Source organism: Bacillus sp. S3, assembly GCF_005154805.1.
Taxonomy (GTDB): domain Bacteria; phylum Bacillota; class Bacilli; order Bacillales; family Cytobacillaceae; genus Neobacillus.
Genome location: NZ_CP039727.1, coordinates 2,538,039 through 2,550,719, shown reverse-complemented (window position 1 = coordinate 2,550,719; position 12,681 = coordinate 2,538,039). Strand labels below are relative to the sequence as shown.

The window sequence follows — 12,681 nt, the reverse complement described above, 5'->3', positions numbered from 1 at the left end:
CAACGTTTGTTCTTCGAATATAAATTCTATCTGGTTTTAATTAATTTTCTCTACTCCGTTCTTTATTTGTTGCCTTTTTTGCAAGATTCCATCCAAATACTTTGTAAACTCAGATTCCCCGGAGTACGACAAGCATAGAAATTCTTTCGCCCTTGTCATTCCAATATAAAATAAGGAAACCTCTCTCTCCTTATCGTCTTCAAGTGGAAATGGCATGGAATCAATATTGACGATAAAGACCGCTTGAAAGTCCAGACCCTTGCTGCTGTCGATTGTACTAATTTTGATCTTCCCATCATCCTTTTTAAAGGAACGCTTGGAGACGTCATTCTCCGTAATCCAATAGAATGGTAATTCAGAATCTTGTAATGATCGCTTGATAATATCGATGATAGGATATTTATGGGTTCTTTTTACGCGATACAAAAGTAACATTTCCTCAAAAGGAACTTTCCGTTCTTCATGCAGTTTTTTCATTTGTCTGGCAACCAATCTCATTTCATCAAAGAAATTTCCTGCCCTAATAATCCCTGGCTCTGGCCCTTTTCGCTTGGTACTTTGCGGGGCGATAATTTCACCTTCAAGGTCCCTATTCACGACCTTATTTTTAAACATCGAATGCTCTCGGTAAAACTCCCAGGCAAACTTGACGATTTGCTGTGTATTTCGATAATTGATGGACAACACTTTTGACCGGCCCTGAAAGCTTAATCCTGTATCCTGCACATACGACCGTTTTCGCCGATAAATGGTCTGCGCCCGATCCTCAACCAATAAAAGCGACTGCGTATCTGTGTTTAGCAGAAGACTGACAAGCCGGAGCCAATCCGCATCAAAATCCTGCCCTTCATCTATTAAAATCGCATCATACGAAGGCAGAATGGTTTCCTTCCTCTCAATTTTATCGATTATTTCTGACAGGTTTTGTTCTCTAATTTTCAACTCATTCTTTAACCAGGCATGAAAATTTCTCACAATAATGTTTTGATTTTGTACCGCTTTTACATTAGGATCAAAATCGAATAGATCCTCTGGCTCATTCAGCATATGATGGATCATTTGCTGAATCGCGTTGGCCAAGGATATGTTATAGCAAAGAATAAGTATCTTCCAATCGGGATTTTGTTTTGACAACATCTTCGCCCGGCTGGCCAGAATAATCGTTTTTCCGCTGCCAGCGACACCGCGAATCAACCGGTTCTTATCGCCAATCTGTTTCGCTAAATTCTCCTGATGAAGATCCATCGTCTTTATGTCATGTAAGGACAAGAGCAGTTGATCCTGATACGGAACCGGAGCCTTAAATTCGGCACTAATCCGAACTTCAGGAAATAAATGATAACGAATGGCATTAATGTCCTCGATGGTAAGCGGTTCCTTTAATCGATATGGCACAACAAACATATTCATAATTTTTTCCATCAAGATTTCTTCCGAAAACCCCTCATTTTCGGGATCAATTTCATCTCTTGCCAAGCATAGGTTGGGATCAATGACCGTATATAGTCCATCTTTGATAAAGTCCCTAGTGTATAATCTCGAAAAAACAACACCATGGCCATAAGGGAACTTCAATTTCAATTTATATTTTCCATCTGCCGCGATTAGGTTTTTATCTTTTTTCAGCACATCCGCAATTTTAAACATGTAGTCTCTCGCCTGATTCATCGGGCTTGGGATAATGGTTTGCTCCCCATTAGTAGCCACTATATGCCATTCATCATGATTAATTTGAAAAAGTGTATTTCTGGTGTAATCCTTCACTTCTAACACAACCATTCCAAGATCAGGTCCTATGATGACAAAATCAGGTTTCCTCCCTTGGATTTCCGGTTCAAAATAGACAATATAATCATCAGGTAAATAGTTTTTTAGGGTCCGAAAAAACAGCCGCTCTCCAGCAGTAGCAGTCGATCGAATAGTCTCTGGAATTGTAATCGCCATTATAACCGCTCCAAAATCTGCATTTTCCTCCATTATACTACAAATAGGACCAATCAACCTAAAACAAACAGGAATATAATCCCTTAAATTTAACATTTTTCTACTATTACAAACAAAATTCACCAAAACTATTGTCTTTTTGGACTATTATTTTGATAATAGAATGGAAGAAATGATCGTACATAGATAATATACGAACTCAGGAAAGTGGAGTGGAAATTTTGCTAAAAGGAATCTTAGATAAATTATTAAAAGGGAATCAACCAGCAGCCCGGCCCATAAGCCCAGCTGAAGTAGAAGCGTTAGTAGAGGCAAAAATTAGGGAGCACGCGGCAACACTGGAATACACAAAAAATGATATACCAGAGCAAAATCTGCCTGCCGATCAAGAAGATTACACATTAAGTCCGAAACAAATGGAATATGCCCTTTCTTTAATCGACAAAATTAAAAATGAATTCGAATTGGCCATTCATCCTTCAACTTTAACAATAAAAGATTTAAATAGATTAATTGCTTATAATCGGTATAAAAATAAAGGGACACTTGTTAACCTTGTTAAAAAAGGAGTGTTGAAGAAAAGGGAAAAACTATCTAACGCTAGATAGTAAAATTGATCAAAATGTGTTCAAAATAGTTTCTTTTTTACTTTCATAGGTTATAATATGAGTAAGAATTGAATAAATTAAAAAGACCGAACATGGCCTAGAAACATGTCCGGTCCAACAATAGACGGTCCCTCAAAGGGGTCGGCTTTTGGGTAGAATAATCCACCTGAGCCTCTAACTCAAGGGTGGATTATTTTTTTGATTTAAATGACAGAATAGCTACGATTAGACTAGCAAAGCCAATCGCAAACATCAACGCTTCAAAAACTGTCATTCGGCATCACCCCCCTTCGATTTGGGAGTGTACCGACCACCCTTGAGAAATCCTATTCTATTGTACTACTAGTATATCATACCTTCTTCAAAACAAGAACATACATTCGCAATTATATCCAGTGGGGAATTACCCTTAAAATTTTTGAATTCCTATTTTCTTAATTTTCTATTTTTGTTTAAACGAATAGTTGAAAAGGAATTTTTGATAAAAGCGATCGTGCCAACAGATGACTATCTATTTATCAAATGTTTTGCAAAAAGGCAGAAAGAAATTGTCTATTATCATCTGTTTGCAGAAAATGATACGCTGATTATCCGCTGCTATGCACGTGTGTTTGACAGTTTAGGTCTGAGAATAATGATCAAAAGCACAGCAAAGAAGCTATTTGATTATTTGGTCAACCAGACAGGCTTTAAATACACAAAGTATATTGAAAACGGGGTCGTCTGGACTTTTTAAAAAGCTGGGCCATACGGGAGTTCAAAGATTAAAAATGCCCTCTTAAGCAAGGGCTTTTTTCTGAAAAAACCTATTTGGTGGTATGTGGATTTTTAGGGATTCAAATAGGCTGGAAATATATTGGCAGTTTAATAAACGGATGAATCTAAAATAAAACCATTAACTCTTAACGGTCTTATTTCATACTTTTTCTTGGTTTTTCTTTGCTCAATGATTACTTCATTGACTAATAACAATCATCTTGCTGTAACATCTTTAACTGCGTTGGAAATACGGTCCACTACTGCTTTTCCAGCATCTTCAACAGCATCAATGGCACTTTTTGTCGTATTCTCTGCTGCTTCAACACCCTGCTTTCTTTTGTTACGCTCCTGATCATTAGCAGATTGATTTTGCCCAGTCATTCACTATTCCACTTTAGACGATTAAACTTATACAATCTCACAAGTTGTGTTCATTGTGCCATTTTTTTGAAAGAGTTGTCTTCCCTTTTGTTTGTCAGTCTCATCGCTAATCCATCTTAGCTTGACTGGGCTTTAAAACCGGCAATCGTTCTCAACTTGGGTCTACTTCGTCAAAAGAAAGTGTAGTCACTTCCGTATATTCGCCCTTATCTATTTCATCCTTTGTGGCAGCTTGCTCCAGCTCTTCGCTGTCATCCATTCCTGGAGCGATTGAAGGCTCAGTATTTCTATTTCTGTTCTTATTTTTCATATATAGCCATCTCCTTTAAAAAAGCTTTTTTAGTAATGAAATGATCAATTCCGACTGTTTTGTCCAAATTCTAGATTAACCTTGACTTAATATACCTGTTTTAAAGCGTTTATATCCGATATCATCAACTTTTCTTTTCAAAAGTTAATTCCTTAATAGTGGAAGTTGGGAATGTAAATTATTTTGTGTAAATGGTTGAATTACCTTATTTTAGACTATACTGACATTACAATGTTCTTACCTACTAGGGGGATAGGGCAATGCTGGGGAGCAACCCGAGCACCTAATAGGGTTCTGTACAAAAGGAGAGGGGAATTTTCCTCTCTTTTTCCTTTTGGGAGAACAAAAGCGATAAACCCTTAGGGCGTAGCCCTAACTCTATAAAGGGTAACTTACAGAATTACTTCCCAAGCCGCCCTTCAAACATAATCTCAAACTGTTGTCTACATTCTATCCAACCCGGAATAGGATTAGTCCATTTATCCGTAACACCCACTGTAGCCAGATATACAATCTTTTTGAGTGCATTGTCGGTAGGATAAGCGGTCTTGGTTTTCGTGACTTTTCTCAATTGTCTATGGAAGGCTTCTATCGTGTTCGTGGTATAGATTAGTTTCCTAATCTCTACAGGGTACGAGAAGAAGGCAGTAAGTTCGAGCCAATTAGCCTCCCAAGATTTCACAACAGCAGGGTATTTTTTGCCCCATGTCCCCTTAAATTCGTCAAAGGCAATTTCAGCCTTTTCAAGAGTAACAGCCTTATAGACTTTCTTTAAATCATCCATAACGGCCTTACGGTCTTTATTTGGAACATACTTAACATTATTACGTAATTCATGAATAACACACGACTGAATAGTGGTCTTTGGATAGGCCGCGTTGATTGCCTCAGAGAAGCCAGAAAGCCCGTCCTTACAGGCAATTAAGATGTCCTGGACACCACGACTTTTTAACTCCTGGCACACATTCAACCAAAAACTTGCACTCTCGTTTTCGCCAATCCAAATGCCAAGAATGTCCTTAACACCTTCCGAATTGATGCCTAATACCGTGTAAGCAGCTTTACTGATGATCCTATTTTCATGTTTCACCTTGAAATGGATGGCATCTAAAAACACAATCGGATAAACAGGGTCTAGTAGACGGGTCTGCCATTCAACAACCATGGGTAAAACTTTATCAGTCACCTTACTCACCAAGCTTGGTGAAACGTCAATACCGTAAATATCCTTCATATGTGCTTCGATGTCCCTCGTTGACACTCCTTTGGAATAAAGAGCAATAATTTGATCCTCTAAACCATTGATTGAGGTTTCGTAATTTTTAATAATTTGAGGTTCATATGTTCCATTACGATCCCTTGGGATGCTTAATTTAGTCTCACCAAACTTGGATTTAATCGTCTTCGATTTAAACCCGTTGCGACTATTTCCCGAGTTATTCCCTCTTACGTCATTTTTTGCATATCCGAGGTGATTCTCGATTTCAGCTTCAAAAACCTGTTGTAGAGTTTCCTTAAAGAGGCCCTTAATCATGGCTTGAATATCATCCACGGTTTCACATTGGCTAGCCAATTCCTTAATCGTCATATCCCCAAAATTTTGCATAAATGATCATCTCCTTAGTTGGCAAGTATAACCATTTACACAAAATTTTAGACGTTCTCTGGAAGTTAAAGGAAACTGACTAATGGATATTTTATCCTGTCAAACCTTCCTTTGATACTTGGATTAAAAACACAAAAGAGGAAAGTGAAAGAGAAACTATAAGTGTAACTTATAGAATTTTTTACCCAAATTTATAAAAAATTGGTTATACTGACATTGGAGGTAAAGAAGTATAAAAAAATATCCCTCATGAACAAAGGAGAACTAAAAATGAGAAAACTCGTTCTATTTCTGCACGCATCGCTTGACGGTTTTGTAGAAGGTCCTAACGGTGAAATGGACATCGGCTGGGTTTCCTACGATGCTGACTTGGAGAAACACGCGAAAGAAATTCTGAGTACTGCCGACACTGTCATATGGGGACGTGGAACTTATCAGATGATGCACAGTTACTGGACATCTGTGCCTTCGAACCCCTCAGCTTCGCAGTATGAACGGAATCATGCCGAGTGGATCGAAAAGACAGCCAAAATCGTTTTTTCCACGACGTTGGAGAAAGTCGAATGGAACAATTCCAGACTGGTAAAAGAAGATGTCGAGGAAGAGATCAAGAACCTCAAACAGCAGCCAGGCAAGGATATGGTCATCCTCGGCAGTCCTAGGTTAGCACACTACCTTATGCAGCTTAATTTAATAGATGAGTATAAAATTACGGTTTCACCCGTCCTGATCGGCAGCGGGTTGCCGTTATTCCAAGGCCACAAGGAGAAGATCAATCTTAAACTTATCGAAAACAAGACATTTGATTCTGGAGCCATAGCCCTCGTTTACCAGACGGTGAGATGACCACCTTGTCTCCTAAAGCAGATTACGTCAGATACGATAGCATTCCAGTAGATCGTTAAATATCAGGTTTGAAAAAAATAAAGCCCCTCAGTAAGATATGAGTATAGACACCACTCTAACTCACAACTTTAGGAGGAACCCTACCATGAAGTTAGTTTACCTAACTCTTACAAGTATAGTGAGACTAACAGCAAGCTATTTTACATTTTCTAATTGGTGTAAAATAGTGTGAGGAAATTTTATACTAACGGAGGGTATGAAATGAAGATTTTATTTGATGAAACATACACTTCAAAAGACGGAAAGCTTACAAGCAGGAATATTTGGTATGGATATGCTGATATAACTGTTGATGGTCACCATGGAAAAACCATTAAGCTTAATGAAGATTTTATGGATCAATTATGCGAATTAATAAAAAATGACTTATCTAAGAATGCAGCAAATGCGCCTACTCAAACTAACTGGTATTTCTATGGAAGTGCTGTAACTAAGGACGCTATTGGAGACAATATCCGTCCGACAATTATGGTTCGTGAGAGATCTGACGAGTTTATAACTAATTTTAATATCAGTGACCATGATTTTGCTGTAAATATTGAAGCTATTCTGTTGTTTAAGGCGGATTTTGAAAAACGTTTAGCGAGTCATTGATGAGTAATAAAAGTATAAGCATCTTCAAACTATTTGAGGGGATGATTCCATAATGAATTCATTCTCCTTTTTCATGTGGTGGGAGTCTTTTTGTGTGGAGGAAAAGGACATTAAATGAGTATCCCCATAACTAAAGTTAGGGGTTTCGAAAGAATAGGCTTTACAGCCCATTGTCTTTACGTGGGCTACCACAAGTCCCGCTAGTACATCAGGCCGCTGCCTTCAGCTTTGCATGTTTTTTCTCCATTATGTTGATTTTCTTTGGGGCTTGAAGGAACTGTTTTCTCTCTAGTCCTTTAAAGGCATCCTTTACATATTTTCGAACAATATTAAAGGCGCCATTTACATCGGCATGAATGATCACTTTCGAGCCTTTTATCTTGTAAAAAGCTCTACTGCACCGATACCCACTAAACTCAGTATCGGTACCATCTCCAAAGGTTGGAATCGGATCATTGTCCAAAAAACTAGACTTGCTCGTATAGCTCTCTTCACGGTCAATGACCTGAATACCTTGACGTTCAGCCTTGTAGCGAATCATTTCAATGAACGTGGCATGCGGAATTTGGATGAAGGTTTGCTTATTAGATTTTTTCATTTCGACCTCCAATTTCCAACCGATATTTCTTCCTATGATGATGGTATCAATGGTTCTTTCTAAGGCAATCTCCACCACTTTCGCGCTGGCTTTATGTAAAAAGTCCATGATGCGATTATTCCTTTTTCGATCCAAGGAAATCAACCGATCCGTGGTAAATATCCCTTCTTTGGGTCCTTTCCCATTTCTTATAATGCACATGTATTTAGCTCTTAATTTGTTATAATATTGATTGGTCGATTTTAACCCTGTGCCCTTGATAAGCAGAGGCCTTAGCCCCGTGTTATCGACGATAGTTGCTAGGTTATCGACACCTAGATCAATACCCATTACCCGACTTGGAGTGAATACAAATTTATTTTTTTGTTTATCCGTTCGTTTGATTTCCTTTTCTGATTCATCTTTAATAATAATCTCTATTACATAGCGACCATAAGACGGTACAATCCGAATCTGTTGTAAATTCCCTTCAAAATGAGCGATTTTTCCCAAGGTTAATGAAAGAGAAGTACCTGGTAATTTCAATATACCCTCTTTTATTTCAGTAATTTGATTCGTTAAATAGCAAGTTGTGCGACCGTTCTTTGGTTTATATTTTGGAATTTTCGGTTTACCGGAAAAGCCTTCAGGATGGATTTTATACTTCTTAGAGGCTTCAAAATAGCTTTTCCAATCATCATATACTTTCTTCATCGTTTGTTGATTGGACTGTGAGGGCATTGAGGTATAATCAATTTGTTTCATTACCTTAAATAGTGCTTCCAAAAAGAAATATCCCATGAATGATTTCTCTTGGGTTGGCATTTCGAAAAGTTTCAATTTTGGTTCATTTATTTTGCCGTTTTTGTCTGCTTTCTTAGGTTTTGCTTTTGCCTTTGCAAAGCTTTTAAGGCGAATTTCATTCATTTGGGGCAAATAGGTTTCAATATCCATTAACACATGAAGTTGATTTTCATTTCTTATTTCTTTTTTTAATGATGTGTAAATCTGACGAATATAGTAATTGGTGATGTTATACAAATTTTTAGCTTTAAAACACAGCGAATCACAGTAATTGAATAAATCATGTTCAGGATGGATTTGTACTTTATAAGAACAATACATAGCCTTCACCTCCTTATCTAAGAGGAACATACGTTCCGTATGTATTAATTATATCAGAGATTATACTAAAATGTATAGCGAAATCACTTGATTCTAACGTAAATAAAAAACAAAAATACAGCTTATATCCCCATATCTAAACTAGGGGTTTTACGCAGCTTTTTGATAATATATCAAGTTGTTTTGAATCGTTATGTTGAGTAAAAATGTAATGGAAATAGTAGTAGTAAAAACATTGTAAAAGGCGAGGTTTATACTTTAAACCACGCCTTTTAATTAATAAGATTTCGCAAATATACCAAAACCTAAAACCAGTAATAACATGGCTCAATTGCGTTTAGGTATAGGTATTACTATAAATTTGGCATCTGTTGCTTCTCTCTTTGTTCATTTATGTTAAAGACACAACCTGCAGCATCTTAGAGTGACGGTCTGGAAGAGGTTTTTGGGATTTTGTCGTAGTCGGCCGGATTGAGCTGATAAACAGATCCGTCAGCGATGCCATTAAGAATGCCGTACAGTCCGGTTTCGACTGTCTTGACGAGTTGTCCTCGTTTCTTTTGCCCCAGAGTGTGCGATTGGCCTCTTACCTCAAAGAGAATGGTGCCGCTTCCATTTAAGGCGAAGCTTCCTAGAGCCGTTCCAGGCAGATTGATGTTTTGGTCATACAGCGTGATGTTGTTGAATGGTGAACTTTCACCAATGGATTGCAGCGCATTATATGCGGCCATATTGATTTGCTTCGAGAATTCCAAGTTATAGTTTTTAGCATACTTGGCAAATTTCGACCCTGACAATCTCGGGTCGGAGACAAACATGGCGGAAATGGACATTGTTACAAGATTATCGGTACCCTCTACATAGTATTGGCCCTGATGATGTAGATCAATAAACACATCGACTTTTCCAAATTCTCTTTGTAAGCCCTTATAAACATCCCGGACCGTTTGCGACTCCGGTGTTATGTACCAGCCAGAACCAGCTGAATTTCCAGGAAAATCCGCAGCCTTTGGAACGTAATTTAAGTCAGGATTAAAGTCGCGGTTTACATCAAACCCTGGATTCTGGGTATAATCTCTTTGTTGCATAACGCCTGTATAATAATTCCATGCCGTACTTGTCCCTGCAAGCTGCGGGAACTTGACGACAACTTCGTCCCAAGTCATAGAATTTCCGCGGCGATCCAATTCCGATGCATCGGGATTCATTTTTGGCAGTGCAACGATTGTCATTTCATCACGAATTTTTTTGGCCTCCGGAGAATTGCTGGAACCGACAAACTGAAGCAAGTTCAGGATGGCCTCTGTCCCTGTTTTTTCATTTCCGTGAATCTCACTTTCAATGAGGACGACTTTTTTGCCATTCCCAACCCGGGCTTGGTAAATATCTCTTCCGCTATTGGATTGGCCAACCACCTTCAAAGCAACCCGGCCCTGGCTGTTATTTTCAATTTGCTTCAGTTGCTTGACCATTTCCGCATAATCGGTAAAGCCTTTGATTGAATACTCTTGGTTAGGATTTGTAAGATTGCCATTGGGAGAGTTGGTAGCCAGCACCGGTGTCGCAAGGCTTGCACAAAGTGCCACAATCCCCAGTCCTGTTATAAACTTCTTCTTCTTCACTTTCATCACTCCTCTATTATTTTGCAATACAACTACCATTCTATTAGGTTGTTGATAGATAAGATGTCGATTCCTCTTGGCGAGACCTTTCTATTTTTGACAAAAACAGACTTATTTTGTCCTTTTATTTCGAAAATCGAAACTTTTGAACAAAACAGTTCTTTCGTCATAGTCCTGCTGACCCAACTCCAGGCGTCACCAAATTTTTCCTTTTTTGGCTTAATTTGTAGATTGGTATAAACAATATACACAAGAACCATCCCCTGTTTCAGAGAATGGTCCCCATGGTTACTTTTTACCTTTTAGATTGATGCCGATTGCGGCTCCGTTGCGGCTGGAGTCAGCTACTCCTTTGAAGGTGTTGTTTTGATAGTCGATTAAGATGCTTTGGACGTTTCCAATTGTTGTAGGTTCAGCTCCAAATTGATGGCCCATGCTGTTTAGCTGGTTGAGGACCTCTGTTGGAATGCCAGCTTCGTACCGATAGGAGTTGAGGTTGTTCGTATATATTCTTGGTTCCTCTACAGCTTGCTTCAGTTCCATATCATACTCAATAGCATACAGAATGGTCTGCAGCACAGATGTAATAATGGTGGTTCCGCCAGGGGATCCAACGGTTAAAACCGGTTTCCCGTCCTTGAATACTATGGTTGGCGTCATACTGCTTAATGGACGTTTATTGGGCTGTACTTCATTTGCACCTCCTGGAATGGCATCAAAATCGGTTAATTCATTATTTAACATAAAACCATAACCGGGAACCATGATGCCCGTCCCGAATACTTGTTCAATGGTGGTCGTATATGAAACGACATTTCCCCATCTGTCCGTAACCGTGAAATGGGTCGTTTCTCCAGGTTTTTGGTCATTCGGCTGTTTCGTAGGCTGATAGTTTGCTTGGGTTAATTCATACTTCCACGGATCACCTGCTTGGGGTTTAGGGTTAACGCGATCTAGACGAATGTGTTTTTGCCGTTCCTTAATGTAATCCGAATGCAGAAGCCCCTTCAGCGGTACTTCCACGAATTCAGGGTCTCCAGCATAGGCCGCGCGATCTGCGTATGCTAGATGCATGGTCTCTGCCAATAGATGATATTTTTCCCAAGCTTTCACATCATATTGTGAAAGATCAAAACCGTCCAAAATTTTCAGCATTTGTAATAGGAATACGCCGCCAGAGCTTGGTGGTGGCATACTGGCAATCTGATAGCCGCGGTAATCACCCCAGATCGGCTCATCAATGGTCACATCATATTTTTTCAAATCTTCCATTGTCATCGCACCGCCAAATTTTTGCACCGTACTGGCCAGTGCTTCGGCAATCGGTCCCTTATAAAAGGCATCTGGACCTTTAGCGCGAATCAATTTGAATGTTTTGGCTAAATCCTTTTGTACAAGATTTTCACCCTCTTGAAGCGGTTTTCCATTTGGCAGAAAGACGTTCTTCGCTGCTGTTTTGGACAGGGTTTCCTTGTTCTCTTCAATTGCATCAGCAAGTACTGAATCGATTGGGAAGCCTTTATCGGCAAGTTTAATCGCCGGTCCAATCAGTGCCTCCATAGGCCGGGTTCCCCATTTTTCCAAGGCTGTTTCCAGTCCTTTTAGCGTCCCAGGTACTCCAACCGCTTTACCGCCTGTTGAACGTATGGCAAATGGGATGGGATTTCCTTTCTCGTCTAAAAACAAATCAGGTGTTGCTCCCTGTGGGGCGCGTTCCCGGCTATTAATGATGGTGGTTTCTTTGGTTTTCCCATCATAAACCATCATAAATCCGCCACCGCCGATTCCGGACATCATGGGCTCCACAACGTTTAATGCGAACTGAATGGCCACGGCCGCATCCATCGCATTTCCGCCTGTTCTTAGCACTTCAGCTCCGATTTCGGATGCAAACGGATGGGCAGTTGCCACCATTCCATCCTTTCCGACTGCTACCTGGCTGTACTTACCATAATCAAATTCGTTCTCTTTCGCCAGTGCGCTAAAAGGGAGTGTCCCTATAAGCAAGAGGACAGCCAATAAAACTGTAAAACCAGCTTTCCATAAACCCTTCATCCTTTTCCCTCCTCTAGTAGTATGTTTACAAATCTATTCTATCAAGAGGACAGAAAAATCTGAATTTTTATATTCATAATTTTCCATTTTTGATTATTAATTCCTATATCGACTAATCCTAAAGTCATCAATATGGCTTTACGGAAATCAAAAATCCCCGTCTCCACTAATGGATCCAGGGATCGAACGTGATG

General features: G+C 39.3%; 13 protein-coding genes. 4 read left to right on the top strand and 9 right to left on the bottom strand.

What is annotated here, in order from left to right; translation table 11 throughout:
- Nucleotides 1–36 precede the first annotated feature (36 nt).
- Nucleotides 37–1,944 carry a DEAD/DEAH box helicase gene (locus tag FAY30_RS12200; RefSeq protein ID WP_149870132.1) on the bottom strand — a complete coding sequence of 636 codons (1,908 nt, stop codon included), beginning with the start codon at nucleotides 1,942–1,944 and terminating at the stop codon, nucleotides 37–39.
- Nucleotides 1,945–2,156: 212 nt separating this feature from the next.
- Between FAY30_RS12200 and FAY30_RS12195 the strand changes: the two genes are divergently transcribed.
- Nucleotides 2,157–2,552: an ABC transporter ATP-binding protein gene (locus FAY30_RS12195; RefSeq protein WP_223820956.1), complete on the top strand. Its 396-nt coding sequence runs from the start codon at nucleotides 2,157–2,159 to the stop codon at nucleotides 2,550–2,552.
- Nucleotides 2,553–2,742: 190 nt separating this feature from the next.
- On the opposite strand, the gene FAY30_RS28060 is transcribed toward FAY30_RS12195, so the two are convergent.
- Nucleotides 2,743–2,826 carry a putative holin-like toxin gene (locus FAY30_RS28060; RefSeq protein WP_223820996.1) on the bottom strand — a complete coding sequence of 28 codons (84 nt, stop codon included), beginning with the start codon at nucleotides 2,824–2,826 and terminating at the stop codon, nucleotides 2,743–2,745.
- Between the two features lie 204 nt (nucleotides 2,827–3,030).
- Here FAY30_RS28060 and FAY30_RS12190 point away from each other — a divergent pair, with 204 nt between their 5' ends.
- Nucleotides 3,031–3,288 carry a hypothetical protein gene (locus tag FAY30_RS12190; RefSeq protein WP_190284896.1) on the top strand — a complete coding sequence of 86 codons (258 nt, stop codon included), beginning with the start codon at nucleotides 3,031–3,033 and terminating at the stop codon, nucleotides 3,286–3,288.
- Nucleotides 3,289–3,524: 236 nt separating this feature from the next.
- Here the strand turns inward: FAY30_RS12190 and FAY30_RS27155 are convergent, their stop codons facing one another.
- The 3 genes from FAY30_RS27155 to FAY30_RS12185 form a co-directional block, all read right to left on the bottom strand.
- Nucleotides 3,525–3,692, bottom strand: a complete 168-nt coding sequence (locus FAY30_RS27155) for a hypothetical protein (RefSeq protein WP_190284895.1) — start codon at nucleotides 3,690–3,692, stop codon at nucleotides 3,525–3,527.
- A 151-nt stretch (nucleotides 3,693–3,843) separates the two neighbouring features.
- The gene (locus FAY30_RS27150) at nucleotides 3,844–4,002 is read right to left on the bottom strand and encodes a hypothetical protein (protein WP_190284894.1); all 159 of its coding nucleotides are present in this window, start codon (nucleotides 4,000–4,002) and stop codon (nucleotides 3,844–3,846) included.
- 400 nt (nucleotides 4,003–4,402) lie between these two features.
- On the bottom strand, nucleotides 4,403–5,608 hold the full coding sequence (locus tag FAY30_RS12185) for an IS256 family transposase (RefSeq protein ID WP_149870129.1): 1,206 nt from the start codon (nucleotides 5,606–5,608) through the stop codon (nucleotides 4,403–4,405).
- Between the two features lie 270 nt (nucleotides 5,609–5,878).
- On the opposite strand from FAY30_RS12185, the gene FAY30_RS12180 reads away from it, so the two are divergent.
- Together FAY30_RS12180 and FAY30_RS12175 are read left to right on the top strand one after the other, a co-directional pair.
- A complete protein-coding gene (locus FAY30_RS12180; RefSeq protein ID WP_149872686.1) occupies nucleotides 5,879–6,454 on the top strand; it encodes a dihydrofolate reductase family protein in 576 nt (191 codons plus the stop codon).
- A 261-nt stretch (nucleotides 6,455–6,715) separates the two neighbouring features.
- A complete protein-coding gene (locus tag FAY30_RS12175; RefSeq protein WP_149870128.1) occupies nucleotides 6,716–7,108 on the top strand; it encodes a hypothetical protein in 393 nt (130 codons plus the stop codon).
- A gap of 208 nt (nucleotides 7,109–7,316) precedes the next feature.
- On the opposite strand, the gene FAY30_RS12170 is transcribed toward FAY30_RS12175, so the two are convergent.
- From FAY30_RS12170 to ggt, 4 genes are all read right to left on the bottom strand, one after another.
- Nucleotides 7,317–8,810 carry an RNA-guided endonuclease InsQ/TnpB family protein gene (locus FAY30_RS12170; protein WP_190284893.1) on the bottom strand — a complete coding sequence of 498 codons (1,494 nt, stop codon included), beginning with the start codon at nucleotides 8,808–8,810 and terminating at the stop codon, nucleotides 7,317–7,319.
- A gap of 419 nt (nucleotides 8,811–9,229) precedes the next feature.
- Entirely contained in the window at nucleotides 9,230–10,438 is a 1,209-nt protein-coding gene (locus FAY30_RS12165; protein WP_149872685.1) for a M14 family zinc carboxypeptidase, read from the bottom strand.
- A gap of 26 nt (nucleotides 10,439–10,464) precedes the next feature.
- A complete protein-coding gene (locus FAY30_RS12160; protein WP_149870126.1) occupies nucleotides 10,465–10,683 on the bottom strand; it encodes a hypothetical protein in 219 nt (72 codons plus the stop codon).
- A 37-nt stretch (nucleotides 10,684–10,720) separates the two neighbouring features.
- Nucleotides 10,721–12,487, bottom strand: a complete 1,767-nt coding sequence (ggt, locus tag FAY30_RS12155) for a gamma-glutamyltransferase (protein ID WP_149870125.1) — start codon at nucleotides 12,485–12,487, stop codon at nucleotides 10,721–10,723.
- Nucleotides 12,488–12,681 lie beyond the last annotated feature (194 nt).

Excerpts from the sequence above, each read along its gene's own strand:
- FAY30_RS12180 (WP_149872686.1), top strand. The coding sequence starts at position 5,879 with ATGAGAAAACTCGTTCTATTTCTGCACGCATCGCTTGACGGTTTTGTA.
- FAY30_RS27155 (WP_190284895.1), bottom strand. The coding sequence starts at position 3,692 with ATGACTGGGCAAAATCAATCTGCTAATGATCAGGAGCGTAACAAAAGA.
- FAY30_RS28060 (WP_223820996.1), bottom strand. The coding sequence starts at position 2,826 with ATGACAGTTTTTGAAGCGTTGATGTTTGCGATTGGCTTTGCTAGTCTA.
- FAY30_RS12200 (WP_149870132.1), bottom strand. The coding sequence starts at position 1,944 with ATGGCGATTACAATTCCAGAGACTATTCGATCGACTGCTACTGCTGGA.
- FAY30_RS12175 (WP_149870128.1), top strand. The coding sequence starts at position 6,716 with ATGAAGATTTTATTTGATGAAACATACACTTCAAAAGACGGAAAGCTT.
- FAY30_RS12185 (WP_149870129.1), bottom strand. The coding sequence starts at position 5,608 with ATGCAAAATTTTGGGGATATGACGATTAAGGAATTGGCTAGCCAATGT.
- FAY30_RS12165 (WP_149872685.1), bottom strand. The coding sequence starts at position 10,438 with ATGAAAGTGAAGAAGAAGAAGTTTATAACAGGACTGGGGATTGTGGCA.
- FAY30_RS12170 (WP_190284893.1), bottom strand. The coding sequence starts at position 8,810 with ATGTATTGTTCTTATAAAGTACAAATCCATCCTGAACATGATTTATTC.
- ggt (WP_149870125.1), bottom strand. The coding sequence starts at position 12,487 with ATGAAGGGTTTATGGAAAGCTGGTTTTACAGTTTTATTGGCTGTCCTC.
- FAY30_RS27150 (WP_190284894.1), bottom strand. The coding sequence starts at position 4,002 with ATGAAAAATAAGAACAGAAATAGAAATACTGAGCCTTCAATCGCTCCA.